The organism is Neobacillus driksii, assembly GCF_013409995.1.
Taxonomy (GTDB): Bacteria; Bacillota; Bacilli; order Bacillales; family Cytobacillaceae; genus Neobacillus; species Neobacillus driksii.
The window spans coordinates 541096-561188 of the sequence record NZ_JACCBX010000002.1; the positions used below are offsets into that span (position 1 = coordinate 541096).

Here is a 20093-nt window from a genome sequence, read left to right on the forward strand (position 1 = left end):
TTCCTTTCTATTTCAAAGTCGATCCGTTTTGAGTAAATATAGCAACCTTCTTTTTTAAAAAGACTGATAGGATAATGGCACCAATCAGTGCACCCGCAATCGAGCTAAATATAAATAACGGGATAAATCCAAATACGGCAGCTTCCTGCCCCATTAATAGAGTGGCGATTGGATAGCAGAGAATCGCGCCAAGAATGCCCGTTCCGATAACCTCACCGAAAAAAGCCATATAAATCTTTCTCGTCTTCATAAAGAGGAGCCCTGCCAACAAGGCACCCACCATACTTCCTGGAAACGCAAAAACCGATCCAGTTCCCATGATATTTCGCAGGATTGAGACACATAGTGCCTGGGCAACCGCATAAACCGGTCCTAATAAGACTGCAGACAAAACATTCAAGAAATGCTGAATCGGAAACACCTTTGTGAACCCTACCGGAATAAACAATAAATTACTAGAGAGTGTACCAATCGCGATCATCATCGCTGTCAATGTGAGTTTGTGCGTTTTTCTCATAAAAAAAATCCCTCCGATTTTTTAATAAGCACTGGGGGATTACGGGTTAATACATTCCATTATGGTTCAAACAGTTCATGGACGTATCGTTCACTTCCCTACGCTGGTACTACCCAGATCAGGTTCAGGGGTTTAAGACCTTTAATAGTCTAATCTCAGCCAGATTCGGCTCCCCCAGTGCTAGTATGAAATTTTAATAAAAAGCTATAGCCTCTTAGATTATTCATGGGACCCTTATTACATGAGTTTTGGCCACATAGACCATTCATGGGACCCTTTTTTAGATTTCTTACATAAGTTTTGGTCTCATAATCCGTTCATGAGTCCTAATTACAGCTTTCTTAAACGCGTTTTGGTCTCATAAACCCTTCATGAGTCCTTTTTTAAGATTTCTGACCTGACTTTTGGCTTCATAGAATAGGATCAAAACTTCTAACCTTCAAAAACCCTTCTTTTTAAGCTTTTTGCTGCTTCTGTAACAGAATCTGCATGGCTAATCGCGGTAATGACCGAAACTCCATCAGCACCTGCTTGGATAACAGACCCTGCGTTTTCCGCAGTGATTCCGCCAATTCCGACAATCGGAATACTTATTCCCTTGTCTCTTAGTTCTTCTATTAGCTTCGTTCCGTTTGAAGGTTTGGCGTCTGCTTTTGTTTTCGTTGGAAAAACGGGCCCGATGCCAAAATAATCAGCACCACCCTCTAATGCGTTCATTGCCTCATCATAACTATGTACAGAAACTCCAATAACTTTTTCATGGCCAATCTTGTTTCTAACTTCCGCTGCCGGCTCATCCTCTTGCCCGATATGAACACCGTCTGCGTTAAGTTCAATAGCCAAATCGATATCGTCATTCACGATAAAAGGTATCTGGTGCTTTCTGCATATTTGCTGAAGTTCCTTGGCCAGTTCAACTTTTTTATCACCTGTTAAAGCCTCAATACCTTTTTCACGGAATTGAAAAAGCGTTATTCCACCTTCAATCGCTTCCTCCAAAACCCGAGCTGGATTTTCCTTGCAGTTGGGACTGCCCATGATAAAGTAAACTTTCAATGTCTCTTTTAAAGAGTCACTATTGCGAATATTCATGCTGGTCACCTACCTCATCGCCACCATTCTTTTTCGATATGCCCAATGATTGGTTGGTCCATGACCTTGACCAATTAGAAGCTGATCCTCAATGGCTGCCTGGATAAAATGCTTCGCTTTTGATACAGCTTCATTAACACTTAACCCTTTGGCTAGTTCTGCGGTAACAGCCGCTGAAAATGTACACCCTGTTCCATGAGTATTCTTTGTCGGAATTCTTTTACTCGTAAACGTCTTAAATTCGTTCCCATCATATAAAAGATCAACCGACACATCACGGTCATCATCATGCCCGCCCTTTATGACCACATGTTTAACACCTAAGTTATAAAGATATTTAGCGGCTTCCTCTTTATCCTCATCTGTTCGAATGGAAATCCCTGTTAAAACTTCCGCTTCAGGAATGTTCGGTGTGATCACCATCGCCAGCGGTAATAAATACTTTTTCAATGAGGTAATGGCCTCAAGTTGGAGCAGGGACGCCCCGCCCTTTGCAATCATAACGGGATCAACCACGACATTTCTCCAGTTATAGTGTTCTATTTGCTCAGAAACAGTTTGGATGATTTCTGCATTAAACAGCATTCCTGTTTTAACGGCATCTGCACCCATGTCTTCGCCAATCGATTGTATTTGCTTGCTGACGGCTTCAGCTGTCATCGGATAGACGGCTTGAACCCCCAAAGTATTTTGAGCAGTAACAGCTGTCAGTGCTGACATCCCGAAAACCTCTAACTCTTGAAAAGTCTTTAAATCTGCCTGAATGCCTGCACCGCCACCGCTATCAGAACCAGCAATCGTTAATGCTTTTTTCATAATGTCCACTCCTTATAATTGTTTGAATGACGCTAATTGTTGAATATCCTCAGAAGAAACGTGTGATAGTTGATTTAAAAATTCAATCTGGAAGCTACCAGGTCCCAAATCACCCGCCTTTTCGAATGCACTCTCCGCTGCAATTCCATAAAAGGTTAGCGCCGACACCCCAGCAAGCAGTAAGTCCTTTTCCACTCCCGCAAAGGCTCCGATGACAGAGGTTAACAGACAGCCTGTTCCTGTCACTTTTGTTAACAGAGGGTGACCATTGGAAACCAAATACGTTGTCTTCCCATCTGTCAGTACATCGTCTTTCCCGGTAATCACGACAGTGGTATGCAGCTTTTGTGCAGCGGTGACAGCCAATTCGACATTGCTTCCCTGACGTGCACCGCCATCCACGCCCTTGATCTCCCACTTTTCGCCTAGAACATTGGCGACTTCTGCGGCATTTCCGCGAATAACTGATATCTTCACCTCTTCAATTATTTTTTGTGCCATTTCTGTACGGAACAGGGTGGCTCCTGCACCAACAGGGTCGAAGATGACCGGAATTCCCAGCTCATTGGCTGTTTTTCCAGCTAAGATCATCGAGCTGACCACGTCCTTGTTTAAGGTCCCGATATTCAGTACAAGCGCACGTGAAATTCTCACCATATCCGCTACTTCTTCTGGAGCATAAGCCATTACGGGTGAAGCCCCAAGTGCTAAAAGACCATTTGCGGTAAAATTGGTGACCACTACATTGGTAATATTATGTACGAGCGGGTTTTCATCTCTAACCCTTTGTAAAATAGAACTTACTTCGTGATGATTCATCACAACAACCCCCATCTTTTTCATTCACCTATTAGTCTTCTAAACATAAAAAAACCAGATCCATTAAAATAGGACCTGGCTTAATAGTTAGAGAAAAAGGTAATTTCACTTGGCTACTTTCCTACGCTGGTATAATCCAGATCAGGTCCGAAGGGTTAAAAAACGTAACGTTTTTCTCTCAGCCCCAAGTTCCGGGCACCCCTAGTAGTTAAATCGTATGAAGTTATTTTTATGTTAGTCTACATATTTCTATATGTAAAGTATTTTTTACCAATAAAATTTTACGTCCCTTTGAAAATTAAAGAAAAAAGCAACTTTAACCACAGGTTAAAATTGCCTTTTTTACAATATTTTAAGCTGCATGAAATTAATTACTGTTTTCTTTTGGCATTACCAAGATTTTTTAAACTTAACCGCACTTCCTCCTGTTTTAGCAGATTTATAGGCAGCTTCTGCAATACCAACAACTGTTAGCGCAGTATCTATATCAAATCCAGGTAAATACTGATCCTTATTGGACTCATCTAAAACAAAATCAATAAATAAGTTTATTGGAACTGAACCATCCGATCCATACACAGTCGGTTCAATCAAATTCATTCCTGTTTCCATCCCCGAAATATGTTTAGAATTTAGATAAACAGATTCTCTACCTTCCACACCCAAGACTACTAGGATCCCATCTGTTCCGATTACTTCTAATGAATTTTCCATTATGCTTGTAACCATATTCGTATGTGCCGTACCGATAGCATTATTTTCAAACTCAAGCATGATTGTTGCACTATCTTCAACTTCTCTATCTGTCCAGTTTTCCATAAAAGACGAAACCTTCGTTGGTGTTCCTGCAAGATAAGTAAGCATAGACATACCATGTACGCCTAGGTCAATTAAGGCCCCGCCTCCTGCTACATCTTTGTCATACCAGGTTTCAGGCAGATTGTTTGTTTTCGCCATACCATGTGCGCGCCTAAAATTAATGGCAACAATATCACCAAGACTTCCTTCGTCAACCAATTTCTTAGCATATTGATATGAACCAATAGGTAAGGATTCATGTGAGACTACCAGTTTTACACCATTTTCTTCAACCGCCTTTTTCACACTTAAACCATCTTTAACAGTAGTGGTTATGACTTTGTCTGTAAAAACATGCTTTTTTGCATTTGCAGCGCGGATAATAAGATCTTTGTGTAAATTAGTTTCGGCTTCAATCATAACCGCATCTATGTTTTCGTTATCCAGGATATTTTGATAATCAGATTCATAAGGAACACCAAGCATTTCTGCATATTTATTACCTCGTTCAGCATCATGGTCCCAAACCGCTACCCATTCAACTTTTCCAGCCGATTGTTTAGCTATTTTTTCAATAAACATTTTCGTATGTACATGCCAAGCACCCACAAGCGCAAGACGTACCTTTGTATTGTTTTGTGCTGCTGAAGGCACATCAGGATTAATCGTACCTGCAAGTAGCACTGTCAATAAAACCGTCGAAATGAAAACACATACTATTTTCTTCATATCCACATACTCCTCCTCATTGTTTAAAACCTACTACCATCGCTTCATTAACTTTGTACTAACTCTAGAGTTATGTACTCCTCCCTTCGAAACGATTTACCTTACCCACCTTAAGTTTTGGTATCTTGATAACACAAATGTAATCGATTACATTTGTGTGTAGCGCACTATTATTAAACAATTTTTAATAATAGCGCGTTGCTCTTAGCCAAAGGTAACAAGATATCTAAGTTTTTGAAATCGATTACATATTAATGTTATTGTTTTTTGAATTATCTGTAAATGTGTCAATCTCCTTATTTGTCCTACCTACCTTATACCTATATTTCCCACTTCCTCCTTTGATTTCCACCGCGTGCTACGAGCCTCGCTGGTTTTATAGATTAGAAAATGATAAAGTAATACTTTTAAAGATTATTTTTGAAATGAGGGGATATAAGATGAATATATTATGGGATTTTGATGGTACGCTTTTTGATACATATCCAGCCCTGGTGGAGGGTTTTGTTAGATTAAGTCAGCGTGACCTTGACCGCAATGAAGTCTTACGATGGTTAAAAGTCGATTCGAAAACGGCTTTTAAACATTTTGGGATCAATGAAGACCGACGTGACGAGTATAAACAGCTAGATATTCAATACTCAAAAGCGAGTAAGCCTTTTGACCATTTAACAGAAGTTTTAGCAGCGGTTGATAACAATATTATTGTGACCCATCGTGACAGAGAATCGGCTGACTACTTGCTTGAAAAATACGGTTTATCAAAATACTTTACAGAGATTGTTTCTGTTGAAGAACAAGGATTCAACAGAAAACCCCATCCTTCTTCTTATGAATTTGTCTTGAAAAAGTATGACATCGACTTGGTCGTGGGTGACCGGGAATTGGATTTACTTCCGGCTAGACAACTTGGAATTAAAACAGTTGCTTTTCAAAACCGCAACATCGAAGCAGATTTTCACCTTAATAGCTATGCTGAATTTATGCCTTTGGTTTTCCAAAAATAAAAGCTTTTAGAATCAGTCCTATTGGACTTTTTCTAAAAGCTTTTTTCATATAGTCATTTCACAATAAAAACGGGACAGTGTGCCTTTTGTACGACATAGTGGCTGACACTTCCTAAGAATAGTTCCTTCAATCCACTTAATCCTCTGCTTCCCATCACAACAAGATCCGCGTCATTTTGTTTCACAAATTCCACAATCATGTGACCTGGATTGCCCTCTATCGCAAATGTTCTAGTTTTATTTGGCAGCAACTCTAATTCTTGCTCAAGCTCATTACGGATGGCTTTTACTTCTTCCCGTTGCTTCTCATGGTAGGCCTCAAATGCATAACCATAGGAGTAAACCATAGGTCTATCAGGTTGTGTGACCATAACCACCAACAATTCAATTTGTTTATCCTGCTTTGCTAAATTCATGGCCATCTTCAATGCTTTTTTACTTAATTCCGAATGATCATATGCAACAACGATTCTTGAATAATCCGTTAACATTTCTATCATCCTCTCATAAAAAAACTATTTCTTATACTTTTATTATACTTCTGTGTTGTTAATTTGTGGCAGTGAGATAGTGACAACTTTGTTCCAATTAAAAAAACCCTTCTGTGAGACAGGTCTAACCTGTGTTCACAAAAGGGATTTATCTGTTTGTTATGCAACTTTTTTGATATTGACCTTTTTGCCTTCTTTAATCCTCTTCTTATATTCAGCTGTTGCTGTGAAAAGGACGTCCGTTGAGGAGTTAAGTGCCGTTTCAAAGGAGTCTTGTAAAACACCGATGACAAAACCTACTCCAACTACCTGCATTGCTACATCATTAGGAATTCCGAATAAGCTACAAGCGAGCGGGATCAATAATAGTGAGCCGCCGGCTACACCTGAAGCTCCACACGCACAAATAGCTGCAACGACGCTGAGGAGAATCGCTGTAGGAATATCCACTTGAATGCCCAGTGTATGAACCGCTGCAAGGGTTAAGACTGATATGGTAACCGCTGCACCAGCCATATTGACGGTGGCGCCTAATGGAATCGATACAGAATACGTATCTTTATCTAAATCTAGATTTTCACATAATTTCATATTTACCGGAATGTTAGCCGCAGAACTACGTGTAAAGAATGCAGTAATACCACTTTCCTTTAGGCACTTTAAAACAAGTGGATAAGGGTTCTGACGTACGTTCACGAATACGATAAGTGGATTGACAACGAATGCCACAAAAAGCATACATCCAATCAGGATGACAAGTAATTTTCCATAGCTTAAGAGTGACTCAAGTCCATTTGTTGTAATGGAATCAATCACTAGACCCATAATTCCTAGCGGTGCCAGCTTGATGACCCATGTCACCATTTTCGATACTGCATCTGAAAAATTAGTAATCAAGGTTTTAGTTGATTCTGGGGCACTTTTTAAAGCCAACCCTAGAACAATTGCCCAAGCTAAAATACCAATATAATTTGCATTTGCAATCGCATTTACAGGGTTATCGACAACGTTCATCAGTAATGATTTTAGAACCTCGACTACACCACCTGGAGCGGTCACATCCCCTGCACCCTTTGTAAGAGTAATACTTACAGGAAAAATAAAGCTAACAATAACAGCAATTAACCCAGCAAGAAATGTCCCTAAAAGATATAGGAATATAATCGATTTCATATTGGTTTGCTGCCCACTCTTGTGCTGCGCTATTGCTGACATAACCAAGAAAAGAACTAGTACTGGTGCAATAGCTTTTAATGCTCCAACAAATAATGACCCTAAAATGATAACTGGTTTTGCTACTTCAGGAATCGCGACAGCCAGGATAATACCAATTAGTAGACCAATAGATATTTGCTTAACCAGACTGATTTGATTCCACTTTTTCAATAAGTTTTTCATAGATGTATCCCTCCTACTTGTAGTCAATCAAATTTCACCGGACTTAGAAACAATTAGGTGTGTTCCTAGGTATCTAATAATTCATTACCCGATTAAATATTAATAAATAGAATTATAGTGAATATTTAGATATATTACAATAGTTTATCGTTTAGACTAGTATAACAACATCATAGTCGTTTAGCAATAATATATGAACAATATTTAGATTTATTTTATATTCGTTCGTCTTTTACTGCATATTGATTAAATTTAGTATTAAATCGTTCGCTTTTTATTATTGAAGTGTTAGACCCTAGATATAAATAATTTTATAGGTAGAAAGACTAAAGGAAAATAGTAGGATTTACTTTCCCCCAACATCTCTTAAAATACTAATGGGAGGTTAGTCGTATATGTTCAAAAAAATAATCATCCTTGGAATACTCGTATCTATCTTAACCGTGCTAATGATCATAAAATCCCAAACCAGCACTCCTGTTACCAATCTAGACAATGAAAATTCTGAATACAAAATGGTTGAATACAAAATTAGCCAAATTAAAGAAGATCAATTTTATGGGCAAAGTGAAGATGGAACCAAGATTGAATTTTCTGCTGAAAGCATCACATCGAGTGAAAAAATTCAAGTTGGTGATGTGGTTATTTGCTATTTTGAGAAAGATAATTTTGGAAAAGGGTTAGTAAAAGTGGAAAAAAAATAAACTAGCAGGTATCCGAGTCTAATATTTTTTGCTTGGTTAAAGTCTGATGATGATTTACTGTGTTTGAAAAATAAACGGAAAAATTCCGGCTATATTGGGAAATACCCATATTTCCTTAAAAATAAGCGGAGTTTTTCCGGTTATATGATCCAAATCTTTGGATTTGTCTCTCTTTATAGAAGTTAACCGGAATATCTCCGCTTATATCTGCTCCTTAAGCTTCCTCTTTATCCATTAACCGGAAATTCTCCGCCTATTAATTCTCATACCTACACAAAAATCAAAAATGAATCATAACAGCGCCTTAAAGCCATCCCCCATTGAGGATGGCTTTGTTATTTTGATGATCTTCTAGAATAAAGGCTTCATATGGATCAATGCTGGAATTAATAGAACTCCCCAAAGTAGTGTAATCCAAGCGGCGAAAATCATCGCTAAGGACGAAAATGTAGCTTCTTGTTCCCCATATTCCATGGCCTTATTGGTCCCTGCACCATGTGCAGCCATTCCGAGAGCGAGCCCTTTTGCGATAGGTGTTTTTATTGACAGCCACTTGATGACGGAAGGTCCCATTACACCACCCATTAAACCTGTGATAATGACAAAAACTGTCGTAAGAGTTGGCAGTCCGCCAATTTCTTTTGAAACCTCAATCGCAATTGGCGTCGTAATCGATCTTGGGAGAATCGAAGTTAAAAAGTCAGATTTTAAATGAATCATCTTTGAGAGGGCGAAGGTCGAAAAAATCGCCACCAACGTTCCTGTTGTTATACTAATCATAATCGTTCCCATATGTTTTTTTATCGTAGGTAAATGCTTATAAATCGGAACAGCAAATGCAACTGTCGCGGGTCCTAATAAATGTGTGAGCCATTTGGTCGCATCTAGATATTGATTGGCTGAAACATTCACACCTTTAATCAGCAGGATTAATAGAATAGGTGCAAGCAACAACGGATGAAAGACTGCTACGGCAAATTTGGAATAAACCAACTTCGCTAACCGGTAAATAATAAATGTAAGAACAGTAAACAAAATCATCATCAATGCTGCTCACCTCTTTTTCTGCCAGTAATTCTTTCTGCTACAAGAGCCGTCATCCCTAAAACAATCACGGTGCTGATTCCAATCAATAGCACAATTTCTGCTCCTTGCAGACTTAAAATTTCGTCATAATTCACGATTCCAACTGCTGATGGAACAAAGAACAATAACAGCTCGGCCATTAGCCATTTTGCCCCTTTTTCTACCCATTCCAGCTTTACAATTCTAAAATAAAGTGCGAGAAAAAGGAGAATCAAACCAAACATCGATCCTGGTATCGGGAGCGGAATCACTTCCTTTAACGCAGCACCTAAAAATAAAAACACATGTATGAACAATACCTGTAGGACAATAACCGTTAATTTCATCGTAAAATCCTTTCTATTAAAAAAAGAGTTGGGTTAACTCTTTCAAAAGCCTTTTTTAAGAATAGGATAATGGTACGACGAAATTCACCATTCGTAAAATACATATTCAGAATGAGTTTCATAACTAAAAGTTATAGACGTTCGTTTAAAATGAAATCAATAAAGGTTCTCCCAGCGTTAGAGATATACCGGTCCCTCTTCGTGATAACTGCAAGTTTCCATAAGATTTCTTGTTTTAAGTTAATAATCTTTATGTCCTTGTTAAACAGCCGATTACAGATGGACTGCGGAAGAATGGTGATTCCGAGATTTGCCGCGACCATTTCTGACATCAGGTCCCATTGAGAACTCTTAAATAAGATTTTTGGCTCAAAGCCAGCAGCGATAATATGATTCCTCATAATTTGATGAAGCGCAAATTCTTCATGATAAAAAATAAACTCCTCGTCCTTTAATTCTTTTATATCTACCTCGTTTTTTGAAGCTAGATGGTGGTCTTTGTATACGAGCAATTTCATTTCTTCTTCTACAATCGGGTAGACATGAAACTGCTTTTCGTCAATAGGAAGAACGGCTACTCCGAGTTCAAATTCTCCTTCTTCGACACTTTTCACCACCCTAGCCCCTCCATACTCCGTAATATTCAAACCAATATTCGGATAGGAATGATGAAACTTAGCCATTACGCGCGGGAAAAATAAGCTGCCAATAAACGGAGGCAATCCAACATTTATTTGTCCACGTGTCAGGTTTGTCATGTCATTCAAGGTATCTGTCATCTCGTCAAGCAGCAGCGTCATTTTTTGTGCATATTCCAACACCACTTTGCCAGCATCGGTGATCTCGCTTGTCTTATTACTTCGAATCATTAACAACATGCCCAGCTCTTCTTCCAAGGCCATGATCGACTTGCTCAGTGCTGGCTGTGAAACATGCAAATGCTCTGCAGCTTTCGTTATACTTTTATGCCTCGCTACTTCTACAAATACTCGTAATTGTCGCAATTCCAAAGCATAAAACCCCCATGTCTTTATATTTTACTAAAGTATAGTACTTTTAACGGTTTATCGCTATTTGGGTATATTTTACCATTTATTGTTATTTCGTTATAATAAATTGGTTGGAAGTGAATCATGGTAAAAATATAAACTAGTTGGAAGTGTTAATGATGGAACATAATTTGACCGGGAATTATAATGATTACTGGTTCGTTTTTTCCATTCTCGTTGGAATTCTTTTTTCATATATAGCGTTAGATCTTCGCTGGAAAATGATCATTTTTAAAAATTTAAAATACAATCTTTGGTTACTAGGTTGTGCGATTGCAATGGGGATTGGAATTTGGACCATGCACTTTGTGGGTATGTTTGCGATGGATATGCCAAGTGATAGTGAGTATGACGCTAGGATGGTATTGCTTTCACTGTTGATTTCAATAGCAGGTACTGGGCTTGCCTTCTTTATGATGAAAATGAATTATGGCAGACTCCTTTATGCGAGTCTGTTTATGGGCGGAGGAATCGTGGGTATGCATTATTTAGGGATGGAGGCAATGCATCTGAACTTCTCCATCACCTATAACCCTACGATCGTGCTTTTGTCGTTATGTATTGCTTTTACGAGTGCATTTGGCTCTTTATGGGTACTTTTCTTTTTTAATCATAAGCGCTCAATGAAATTTAATCGCCGGGTATTGAGCAGTATCCTAATGGGCATTGGAATCGCAGGAATGCATTATATTGGGATGTGGGGTACGAATCTTCACTATCAACCTTCTCACCCACCTTCAGCGGCATATTACTCAGTAAGCTCCAATAACTTGAGTTCTTTTATCTCAGTCCCTGCCATTTTCGTCGTGTTGATTATGTTATTATCCAGTGCCTTTTTGGATAAAAAGCTAATTGCTCAAATGAAGGATTTAAATAATCATGAGAAAAAGTTAAGAGAATCTGAGAAACTATCGCTGGTAGGAGAACTTGCAGCTGGTGTGGCACATGAAATTAGAAATCCTTTAACGACCCTAAAAGGATTTACGCAAATGATGAATGAAAATACCGATCCCGAAGCAAATAAACGATATTCCAAGATTATGATTGATGAAATAAACAGGATCAATTTTATTGTGAGTGAATTTATGGTCCTTTCTAAACCACATATCGTTCAGTATTCCTTAACCGATATTTCGCAAAGTGTAAAAAATGTGATTACCCTCTTAAATACACAGGCGATCATGAATAACATAGAAATCATCCCGGAGTTTATTGGAGACCGATTTTTAGTTAAATGCGAAGAAAATCAAATAAAACAAGTAATTGCCAATCTCATTAAGAATTCGATAGAAGCCATGCCGCAAGGAGGAAAAATTAAGATTAGAATGGAACATCAAAACACCAATTTAATTATTTCGGTCATTGATAACGGTGTGGGGATATCGAGGGAAAATCTTCCTTTATTAGGCACCCCCTTTTATACAACCAAAACAGAGGGAACCGGTTTGGGGCTAATGGTGAGCAAGAAAATCATTCAAAATCACAATGGGAAGTTTGAAATAAAAAGTGTGCCGAACATCGCTACAACCGTAACAATCACCTTGCCCACAGAACTTAGCCATCTAGAGTATGTAAAACAAAATCTTAAAGATGATCCCACTTTATCGGAATCTTCTTAAGTTGAACTGGTTTACCACACAAAAAGGTAAAGCTTTTTTATTGATTTCTTAGTATAATCATTCCTACAATCATAGGTACAACCATTAGCAGTCCCACCGTTAGAGTAGGAATGGGCAATCGACTAGAGAAGATCGCACCAAATTCACCAAGAAACCCACCTATCAAAAAAGGGATGGCGGATTTTTTTTTATCTGCATTTGGCTTTGCAAAATACCAGGCATCCCAAACCGTATAGGCATAAAATCCAGGATAAAATAACACATATTGAAAATTGGCTGCCTCTAACGCTTTTTGATGGAAGCCATTAAAATCTAGATGAATGGCCGTATTGATTCTACCCAATACATTATCATAATGTTCAACAAAGAGAAGAAATACACTTTTTAAAAATTGTTTATTATACAGTTGACCAAATCCAGGCATAAGCATGGAAAATAAAGCAGCAAGGTTTCTCATGAATAACTCCTTTGCACGATGTTTGCTATTTCCGTTTAATGGAAGTGTTTATTATGATTTCCAATTATTTGGAAACCAATCGAAATAAAAAAATACAAATATCGACATTTTACGACCTTATCGAAATCACTAATGAGAATAAAAAAATGCAGAGTAATGACGGATTCCAATTACTCTGCTACCATCGCGGCAATCATATTAGCATATGTTTCGCCGCCAAACCTCGTTAAATGAACACCATCGTTTGCAAAAAACTCAGGATGCCCGGCACTGGTACTATACCAATCTACGAGAACAGTATTCGGCGTACTAGTAACGACCTCCTCTAACGTACGATTCACAGTGGATTCCCAGACACGTGGTACTCGACAGTTTACTAAATAGACTTTTTTATTTTCCAGACTATTAATTAAATTTAGTAAGTCTGTTTTCACAAACGGTCCATTGGTTCCAAGTTGAATAATCACATTTTGTCCTAATTGCCCACTGCTCTCTAGTTGCTGTATCACCTCTGGCACCTCAGACATTTGCCGTCCGACTCGGTAATCGATAACCGCCTCTGGGTAAAGATTTTTAAAGAATGGAGCAACATCATAAAGAATCGAATCACCAATGACGGTAATCGTTTTCAATTCAGGAGCTGGTTCAGGTTCTATGATTGGGTCATTGTTGAATTCAATCTCATGTATCGTTTCAATCGTTAAGGGTGCCTTGGTCGTAACAATAACATGTGTTTTTGCAAATTCGACTCCAATGCCGATTAATAACGCAAATAGTAAAGAACAGCTTCCTAAAACAATCCTTCGTTTTAAAAAGGACAGTTTTTTAAAGGCAGTTAACGTAAATTTAATCTTCCCTTTTCTAATTGGTGTTTCCACAAAATGATAGGACAAGGCCGAAATAATCATTGTCGCAGCTATTTGTATGGTTATTCGCCAACCATTTAATCCTTCTGTGTTAATAATCGGTGTGGTTAGGATGATTATCGGATAATGCCATAAATAAATCCCATAGGAACGAACTCCAATCCATCGCAAAGGCTTCACACTTAGCCATTTCGCTAGCATACTTTCAGGATGAGCTAATGCCGCTACCACTAAAGTGGTAATAATGGATAATAGAAGCATGCCTCCCTGATAATGAAAAGAGTCAAATTCTGACGTAACCATAAACATAATAATTAACAGCAATACTCCCGTTAAGCCCACCATTTCTAGAACCCAACTAGCATGCCTTGGTAAGGTCTTAGACAATCGCTGACTTGGCCAAACGAATGCAAGTGCAGCACCTAACAGTAGTGAAAAAGCTCTTGTATCTGTTCCATAATAAACACGAGAAGGATCTTCTCCCGGTGTATAAAGGAATGCCATTAACCAAGCAGATATGAAGACTCCGGCCAAGATTGCCAAAACTCGTAACCTTTTTCTTTTTATAAAAATAAATCCAAGAATCACCAACAGCGGCCATATAAGATAAAATTGCTCCTCAATGCCTAGTGACCAAATATGAGTAAGGGGTGAAGCAGGACCGAAGCGATCAAAATAGGAAACATTATGAAAAATGTACCACCAATTTGTCACATACAAAAGTGAAGGAAGAAAATCTGAACGTAGTTTTTCAAACGAAGGATGATTCGTGAAAATTACCCATAGGGTAACGATAAAAATCATCGTCAATAATGCGGGAGCCAGTCTGCGAAAACGCCGAATCATAAAGCGAAAGTAGTCAATTTTATTGTTATTATCCCATTCATCAATTAGGATGTCTGTAATTAAGTAGCCAGACAAAACAAAGAATACCGTTACACCTGAAAATCCACCCTGAAACCAAGGGATATTCAGATGGTAAAGAATAACGCCAATGACGGCTATCGCTCTAAGTCCATCAATTCCTGGCATATATCTACGTTTTTCATTTTTTGGGACTCCCATTCCATCCTCTCCTTCCTTTATGTTGAAAGGACAAAAAAACATTAGAGGTTTAATTACGCCCCTAATGTTTTTTATGATAATGATGGGTTAATCATTCCCCAAACCGCGTCTGTTCCTGTTTATATCTATTTCAATTTTACTTTTAGTTATTGTTGATTATTAGTCCAACGGTATAAAAGGTTGATGAAAGACTAATCAGCGGAATTCTTAGTGAGTTTAGTCCTTCATAAGCAGGATGAAAGACTAATCTGGAGAGTTTTCAGTGAGAATTGTCTTTCATAAGCATGTTGAGAACTAATCTGGAAAGCTTTCAGTGAGATTTGTCCATCAAAAGCAGGATGAGAGACTAATCAGGAAAGCTTTCAGTGAGATTTGTCCATCAAAAGCAGGATGAAAGACTAATCAGGAGAGTTCCCAATGAGATTAGTCCATCAAAAGCAGGATGAAAGACTAATCAGGAGAGTTCCCAATGAGATTTGTCCTTCATAAGCATGTTGAGAGACTAATCAGGAAAGCTTTCAGTGAGATTAGTCCTTCATAAGCATGTTGAGAGACTAATCAGGAGAGTTTCCAGTGAGATTAGTCCTTCATAAGGATTTCTTTGGGAAAAATCAACATCATTCTTTAGCAGAGCCTTCCTTTTATGTAAAATCCTCCACATTGCCACAAGGAAATCCCATAAAGATGCCTGTGTAAAGATTAGACTCTTAGCGACCCACGAAATCCCCTTGCAGCATAGTACGAATCTGCGCCATTATGGTAAACAAAGACAGTATCATAGCGGCGATCACAAAAGAGTGCCCCGCCAAGTTTTCTTATATTAGCAGGTGTTTGCACCCAGCTCGACGTTTTTAAATCGAATTTTCCAAGTTTCTGGAGCTCCCGGTATTGTTCTTCTGTTAAAAGATCTATCCCTATTTCAGCAGCAAGATCCATTGCGCTATTTTCTGGTTTGTGATTTTTCCTTGCGTCCAGTGCAGCACGGTCGAAACAAACACTTCTGCGACCTTTAGGACTTTCTGCAGAACAATCATAAAATATGTATTCGCCCGTCTCTTCATCATGGCCCACCACATCCGGTTCACCGCCAGTACCTTCCATTTCATTGAGCGACCACAGTTTTTCAGGGTTGGCTTCGAGCTTAGCTTGTACATTAGTCCATTCAAGACCATCATGTCGGATCATGTTTTTCTCAAATCGGGCTTTCAATGTTCTAAGTAGTTCTTCACGTTGTTCCAGGGACAACTCCCTATTTATAACTGTCATATTGGTTTCCTCCCTTGTTTATACTCCTAATTGTATAAGAACTAACCTGTTCATTCAATTAATCCCCTAGAATTTATTCAACTATTGCCAAAATTTATCTATTATCATTACAAGAATTCAAACATTCCCGTAGTTTACCTTGTAATCCCAATAGAAACACTAGGTTAGCGAAAAGACAGGCGTTCTCATATATTAGCGTTTTATATTTAACGCTATGGAAAAGACAGATACCTGCATGTTTGGATTAAATAGTTGTTTCAACCATCTCTTTTACTAAGCTAACAATAAAAGTGGTTTTCCCGGCGGAACTTTCTACTTTAATCTCGCCATCATGCAATTCAACGATACTTTTGGCAATGGCGAGTCCTAACCCGGCACCACCTGTATATTCAGAACGTGATTTTTCTACTCTGTAAAACCGTTCAAAAATATGTGGAAGGTCCACACTTGGTATTGGCTGACCATAATTACTGATGGCAATTTCTATCGTTTCCACTTGTTCCATTATTCTAATATCTAAATATTTCCCTTCTTTTCCATAGCGGATGGCATTTTGTATCAGGTTTTCAAATACTCTGGCCAGTTTATTACCTTCACCTCTAATAATCGGATTTTCGGTGGTTGTGAATTGTCTTAATTACATTCCAGCTTCTTGCAGCTGAATCCAATATTAAACAGCTAATTGGTTTACCATTTCTTCTATATTAATTGGCTCTTTAATTATCAGGATTTCTTTGTTTTGGACATACGTATATTCAAACAAATCATTGATTAAGTGATGTAATCTCTCAGCCTTTGATTGTACAATCTGGGTGTAATAGCGTAGTTCGATTTCATCCCGATAATGATCGGTATTGATAAGGTTTAAGTATCCAATAATAGAGGTGAGAGGTGATCTAAGGTCATGGGCAACATTCGTTACTAAATCATTCTTAATATCCTTTGCCCTTCTTTCTTCCTCAATGGCCTTTTGTGCTTGAATGATAATAGCGTTAATACTTTCCGTTAATTGCCCCAATTTGTTTTCACATCTATTTCTGTTACCTTTTTATCAAAATTAGCTTTTGCAATTAAACGAATTTCCGGACAGTTTATAAATTCTAAAGGCTGTGTATCGTTGTTTCTCATATTGATAAAATAGAAAAAGGTACGCACAAAAGATAGAACAATAGAAAAAAATAATGAAAAATGGCCCGAAATAGGACAATACTTCAACAATCTTCGAAAAAAATCGTGAGTGTTCATCGTAATATTCTAAAGAAGGAATAACAAAAAAAGCCGTAATTATGGTCATTATTGCGGAAAGAAAAAGATAAAGATAAATTTTCTTATTCGGAATAAGCTTTACGACATCAAGGAAATTATTTATCAACTTTATAGCCAACCCCCCAGACTGTCTGAATAATCGATTCTCCAGGCAAAGCCGCTTCGATTTTATCTCGCAAGTTACTTATATGAACCATAACCGTTTTATTCGACCCTGCCCCAGGCTCATTCCATATCTTTTCAAAAATCTCTTCTGAGCCAAAAACTCTACCCCGATTCTTGGCTAGTAAATATAAAATATCAAATTCAATGGCAGGTAATTTTATTGCTCTTCCGTTAGCCGTTACTTCATGACTCTGTTTGTCAATTTCTAGTGAAGAAATTTGAATTCGATCATTCTCCACTGCCGGCTGCTGGTAACTGGCTCTTCTAAGTAATGCTTTCACTCTTGCTGTCAATTCCAACGGGTTGAAAGGTTTACTTATATAATCATCTGCACCTGTCATTAATCCGATTATGAAGGTACACTTCAATCAACTCTGCAATTTCTTTATCATCATCGACAACAAGTATTGCTTTACTCAAAATACAACCCCCTAAAACCAGTTCGAATCAAGCATAAATCCCCTGGATAGCGGATTTACTCAGATTTTGCTAATGAAAGTTTAGAAACCAAAACGTTGAATATTTTTATTTTTACCAATTTCCTTATTATTAAAAATCCAACTGCAGCTCCAAGTGTATTGGCAATAATGTCAAAAATATCTGCGATTCTGCCACTTCCTAATGTGACTTCAATTGTCAATTGTATCACTTCAATTAACAAGCTTAGGAAGAAACCATATTTTGCTGCTTTTTTAGCTGAATCCACTTTACCATTAAGTAATGGTAAATACACACCAAAAGGTATCAACATAATTATATTTAATACAAAAGTTGGAGTGTCGATGGTTAAGATTGGAATAAAATTAAATTCTTGAAAAATCATTTGCAACAATGGTTGCGAGGATTTATATTCTCCTGAATAGACCTCTACTGGAAAGAATACTAAATGAATCACTGCTAAAAGATATATAGCAAGTGTTATTAATAGAAAATATTGTCCCGCTCGATAGTCTTTTTTTCTGGTTCCAATGAAAAGAGTTACTAAAAAGAGAATGAATGCCGGCAGCAAAATATACCAAGAATCTATTGTGTAATACATATTGTTTCTCCTCCTAAATTTAAAATCGTTGATGGCGCTGTTCTTTCGCTTAAGCTTGACTTTAGTATAGTGGCAATTGTTAAAGATTTTTTAAAGAGAGAGTAAAGGTTCCCTAAATTTATTGCAGTCTCTCGATAAATGAGCTTCTATTGGAGCACCGAAACTGTTCTTGTAATTAAAAAGGAGCTTGGAAAATCCAAGCTCCTTCTTAATTGTATTTGATTGTAACAGCGTTATTTATTTTGAATACGAACTTAGATACCGAGCTATTGTCTGAGATAAATTATTTTTCCGTAGCTGTATTCCCCATTGCAATCGAGATTCTATTCCAACTATTAATTTGATTAATGATTAGGATAAGGTCCACATACTCTTTTTCGTCATAATGTTTACGTACGCGCTGATAAAGTTCTTCTGGAATACGTTTTGTTGAAATTAATGTCACGTATTCTGTCAACTCTAAGGCTACTTTTTCTGCATCAGTATAGAATTCACATTCTTCCCAAGCACTGACACAATATATTCTTTGTTCTGTTTCGCCCATTTTTCGAGCGTCATCTGTATGCATATTCAAACAATAAGCACAGCCGTTAATTTGAGAAGCCCGGATTTTTATAAGTTCACGAAGTTTGCGGTCTATACCTGTAGTTTTCGTATATTTCTCCATTTCCATCATTATATTCAGTGCTGCTGGTACAACATTGTTGTAATCAATTCGTTGTTTCAATTTAATTACCTCCTTAAAATAGGTCACTCGATTAATAAATATATAATCAAGAACAATTACAGATAATGTTAATCGGCGATTACTTATATCTATAATAGGTTGTTTATTATATTCTGTCAACCCACTCAAGTGCTAGTATGATTGACAAAGAATTAAATCATTTCTAAGATTAAGTAAATTACTTTTTTTATGAGAAAGGTGTCTTTTATGCAGTATAGTATTGGAGTTGAGTATGCACTTCACTGTCTCGTTTATTTAATTGATATCCCTGAGGATTCTTCCACCGGAATAAAGGAACTTTCCTCTTTTCAAGGTATTTCGGATACATATCTCTCAAAGATTTTTACTAAATTATCCAAGGCAGGTATCGTAAGTTCCGTCCCGGGAGTTAAGGGTGGTTATAGACTTGCTAAATCTCCAGATGAAATTTCGTTTTGGGATGTAATTAAAGCAGTTGAAGGTCCTAAGCCAATTTTTCAATGTAAAAATATCAAAGATAATGGATATTTGTATAGAGAAAACTGCTGTTCAGCTCCCTCCTCTTGTACGATAAATATCGTAATGCTCGCTGCAGAGGAAAAAATGCGTGATTTCTTACGAAGTAAAACACTTGCATGGTTAAATGAAGAGCTAGATGTAGTCTTACCTAAACAAATGCGTGAAGAAACTCGGAAATATTTTTCGAAGAGCGACATATAAAAACCTCTCGTGAAATTCCTTTACAAAGGGAATTTAGAGAGGTTTTTTCTTTGCACCAAACGAAAGTATTCCTGAAGCTAATATTCATACCA

General features: G+C 37.6%; 19 protein-coding genes, 2 pseudogenes and 2 riboswitches. Of the genes and pseudogenes, 4 read left to right on the plus strand and 17 right to left on the minus strand.

All coding sequences use genetic code 11. From position 1 onward, the window contains the following. Nucleotides 1-7: 7 nt before the first annotated feature. The 5 genes from thiW to F4694_RS05890 all read right to left on the minus strand — a co-directional run bounded on the left by thiW (nt 8) and on the right by F4694_RS05890 (nt 4771). The gene (gene thiW / locus F4694_RS05870; protein ID WP_179595948.1) at nt 8-517 is read right to left on the minus strand and encodes an energy coupling factor transporter S component ThiW; all 510 of its coding nucleotides are present in this window, start codon (nt 515-517) and stop codon (nt 8-10) included. 78 nt (nt 518-595) lie between these two features. Further along, nucleotides 596-703: riboswitch (TPP riboswitch) on the minus strand. Between the two features lie 246 nt (nt 704-949). Next, nucleotides 950-1609 (minus strand): thiamine phosphate synthase, encoded by a 660-nt coding sequence (gene thiE, locus F4694_RS05875; protein ID WP_179595949.1) that lies wholly within the window; start codon nt 1607-1609, stop codon nt 950-952. 9 nt (nt 1610-1618) lie between these two features. After that, nucleotides 1619-2425 (minus strand): bifunctional hydroxymethylpyrimidine kinase/phosphomethylpyrimidine kinase, encoded by an 807-nt coding sequence (gene thiD / locus F4694_RS05880; RefSeq protein WP_179595950.1) that lies wholly within the window; start codon nt 2423-2425, stop codon nt 1619-1621. 12 nt (nt 2426-2437) lie between these two features. Continuing rightward, nucleotides 2438-3244: a hydroxyethylthiazole kinase gene (thiM, locus tag F4694_RS05885; RefSeq protein ID WP_179595951.1), complete on the minus strand. Its 807-nt coding sequence runs from the start codon at nt 3242-3244 to the stop codon at nt 2438-2440. A gap of 101 nt (nt 3245-3345) precedes the next feature. Further along, nucleotides 3346-3457, minus strand: a riboswitch (TPP riboswitch). A gap of 177 nt (nt 3458-3634) precedes the next feature. Beyond that, nucleotides 3635-4771, minus strand: coding sequence for a Gfo/Idh/MocA family protein (locus tag F4694_RS05890; RefSeq protein ID WP_179595952.1), 1137 nt, complete (start codon nt 4769-4771; stop codon nt 3635-3637). 440 nt (nt 4772-5211) lie between these two features. Here F4694_RS05890 and F4694_RS05895 point away from each other — a divergent pair, with 440 nt between their 5' ends. Continuing rightward, nucleotides 5212-5778, plus strand: coding sequence for an HAD-IA family hydrolase (locus F4694_RS05895; protein WP_179595953.1), 567 nt, complete (start codon nt 5212-5214; stop codon nt 5776-5778). A gap of 53 nt (nt 5779-5831) precedes the next feature. Here F4694_RS05895 and F4694_RS05900 read toward each other — a convergent pair whose 3' ends face one another. Next, on the minus strand, nt 5832-6269 hold the full coding sequence (locus F4694_RS05900; RefSeq protein ID WP_179595954.1) for a universal stress protein: 438 nt from the start codon (nt 6267-6269) through the stop codon (nt 5832-5834). Between the two features lie 159 nt (nt 6270-6428). Then, entirely contained in the window at nt 6429-7667 is a 1239-nt protein-coding gene (gene sstT, locus F4694_RS05905) for a serine/threonine transporter SstT (RefSeq protein ID WP_179595955.1), read from the minus strand. Between the two features lie 395 nt (nt 7668-8062). Here sstT and F4694_RS05910 point away from each other — a divergent pair, with 395 nt between their 5' ends. Continuing rightward, nucleotides 8063-8371, plus strand: coding sequence for a hypothetical protein (locus tag F4694_RS05910; protein ID WP_179595956.1), 309 nt, complete (start codon nt 8063-8065; stop codon nt 8369-8371). 351 nt (nt 8372-8722) lie between these two features. Here F4694_RS05910 and F4694_RS05915 read toward each other — a convergent pair whose 3' ends face one another. The 3 genes from F4694_RS05915 to F4694_RS05925 form a co-directional block, all read right to left on the minus strand. After that, complete coding sequence (locus F4694_RS05915; protein WP_257029141.1) at nt 8723-9415, minus strand: LrgB family protein; 693 nt, start codon at nt 9413-9415, stop codon at nt 8723-8725. Further along, the gene (locus F4694_RS05920; RefSeq protein WP_179595958.1) at nt 9415-9783 is read right to left on the minus strand and encodes a CidA/LrgA family protein; all 369 of its coding nucleotides are present in this window, start codon (nt 9781-9783) and stop codon (nt 9415-9417) included. The genes F4694_RS05915 and F4694_RS05920 overlap by 1 nt, the downstream gene beginning before the upstream one ends. A gap of 131 nt (nt 9784-9914) precedes the next feature. Beyond that, on the minus strand, nt 9915-10793 hold the full coding sequence (locus F4694_RS05925; RefSeq protein ID WP_179595959.1) for a LysR family transcriptional regulator: 879 nt from the start codon (nt 10791-10793) through the stop codon (nt 9915-9917). 149 nt (nt 10794-10942) lie between these two features. Here F4694_RS05925 and F4694_RS05930 point away from each other — a divergent pair, with 149 nt between their 5' ends. Then, complete coding sequence (locus tag F4694_RS05930) at nt 10943-12451, plus strand: MHYT domain-containing protein (protein WP_308806301.1); 1509 nt, start codon at nt 10943-10945, stop codon at nt 12449-12451. Nucleotides 12452-12488: 37 nt separating this feature from the next. Here F4694_RS05930 and F4694_RS05935 read toward each other — a convergent pair whose 3' ends face one another. The 7 genes and pseudogenes from F4694_RS05935 to F4694_RS05965 form a co-directional block, all read right to left on the minus strand. Next, nucleotides 12489-12908, minus strand: coding sequence for a hypothetical protein (locus F4694_RS05935; protein ID WP_179595961.1), 420 nt, complete (start codon nt 12906-12908; stop codon nt 12489-12491). Between the two features lie 170 nt (nt 12909-13078). After that, nucleotides 13079-14839 carry an acyltransferase family protein gene (locus tag F4694_RS05940; protein WP_179595962.1) on the minus strand — a complete coding sequence of 587 codons (1761 nt, stop codon included), beginning with the start codon at nt 14837-14839 and terminating at the stop codon, nt 13079-13081. 699 nt (nt 14840-15538) lie between these two features. Further along, the gene (locus tag F4694_RS05945) at nt 15539-16105 is read right to left on the minus strand and encodes a DUF4256 domain-containing protein (RefSeq protein ID WP_179595963.1); all 567 of its coding nucleotides are present in this window, start codon (nt 16103-16105) and stop codon (nt 15539-15541) included. A 244-nt stretch (nt 16106-16349) separates the two neighbouring features. Then, nucleotides 16350-17477 (minus strand): annotated as a pseudogene (locus tag F4694_RS05950) (sensor histidine kinase). Beyond that, nucleotides 17467-17889 (minus strand): annotated as a pseudogene (locus tag F4694_RS05955) (winged helix-turn-helix domain-containing protein); the annotation flags it as partial. The pseudogenes F4694_RS05950 and F4694_RS05955, both read right to left, overlap by 11 nt. 122 nt (nt 17890-18011) lie before the next feature. Next, nucleotides 18012-18575 (minus strand): VanZ family protein, encoded by a 564-nt coding sequence (locus tag F4694_RS05960; RefSeq protein ID WP_179595964.1) that lies wholly within the window; start codon nt 18573-18575, stop codon nt 18012-18014. 283 nt (nt 18576-18858) lie between these two features. Further along, nucleotides 18859-19302, minus strand: coding sequence for a carboxymuconolactone decarboxylase family protein (locus F4694_RS05965; RefSeq protein ID WP_179595965.1), 444 nt, complete (start codon nt 19300-19302; stop codon nt 18859-18861). A gap of 207 nt (nt 19303-19509) precedes the next feature. On the opposite strand from F4694_RS05965, the gene F4694_RS05970 reads away from it, so the two are divergent. Continuing rightward, nucleotides 19510-20001, plus strand: a complete 492-nt coding sequence (locus F4694_RS05970; RefSeq protein WP_179595966.1) for an Rrf2 family transcriptional regulator — start codon at nt 19510-19512, stop codon at nt 19999-20001. Nucleotides 20002-20093: the final 92 nt, after the last annotated feature.

Bases quoted from the DNA above. Each gene is read 5' to 3' on its own strand.
- thiW (WP_179595948.1), bottom strand. From the start codon at position 517: ATGAGAAAAACGCACAAACTCACATTGACAGCGATGATGATCGCGATT.
- thiE (WP_179595949.1), bottom strand. From the start codon at position 1,609: ATGAATATTCGCAATAGTGACTCTTTAAAAGAGACATTGAAAGTTTAC.
- thiD (WP_179595950.1), bottom strand. From the start codon at position 2,425: ATGAAAAAAGCATTAACGATTGCTGGTTCTGATAGCGGTGGCGGTGCA.
- thiM (WP_179595951.1), bottom strand. From the start codon at position 3,244: ATGAATCATCACGAAGTAAGTTCTATTTTACAAAGGGTTAGAGATGAA.
- F4694_RS05890 (WP_179595952.1), bottom strand. From the start codon at position 4,771: ATGAAGAAAATAGTATGTGTTTTCATTTCGACGGTTTTATTGACAGTG.
- F4694_RS05895 (WP_179595953.1), top strand. From the start codon at position 5,212: ATGAATATATTATGGGATTTTGATGGTACGCTTTTTGATACATATCCA.
- F4694_RS05900 (WP_179595954.1), bottom strand. From the start codon at position 6,269: ATGTTAACGGATTATTCAAGAATCGTTGTTGCATATGATCATTCGGAA.
- sstT (WP_179595955.1), bottom strand. From the start codon at position 7,667: ATGAAAAACTTATTGAAAAAGTGGAATCAAATCAGTCTGGTTAAGCAA.
- F4694_RS05910 (WP_179595956.1), top strand. From the start codon at position 8,063: ATGTTCAAAAAAATAATCATCCTTGGAATACTCGTATCTATCTTAACC.
- F4694_RS05915 (WP_257029141.1), bottom strand. From the start codon at position 9,415: ATGATGATTTTGTTTACTGTTCTTACATTTATTATTTACCGGTTAGCG.
- F4694_RS05920 (WP_179595958.1), bottom strand. From the start codon at position 9,783: ATGAAATTAACGGTTATTGTCCTACAGGTATTGTTCATACATGTGTTT.
- F4694_RS05935 (WP_179595961.1), bottom strand. From the start codon at position 12,908: ATGAGAAACCTTGCTGCTTTATTTTCCATGCTTATGCCTGGATTTGGT.
- F4694_RS05940 (WP_179595962.1), bottom strand. From the start codon at position 14,839: ATGGGAGTCCCAAAAAATGAAAAACGTAGATATATGCCAGGAATTGAT.
- F4694_RS05945 (WP_179595963.1), bottom strand. From the start codon at position 16,105: ATGACAGTTATAAATAGGGAGTTGTCCCTGGAACAACGTGAAGAACTA.
- F4694_RS05960 (WP_179595964.1), bottom strand. From the start codon at position 18,575: ATGTATTACACAATAGATTCTTGGTATATTTTGCTGCCGGCATTCATT.
- F4694_RS05970 (WP_179595966.1), top strand. From the start codon at position 19,510: ATGCAGTATAGTATTGGAGTTGAGTATGCACTTCACTGTCTCGTTTAT.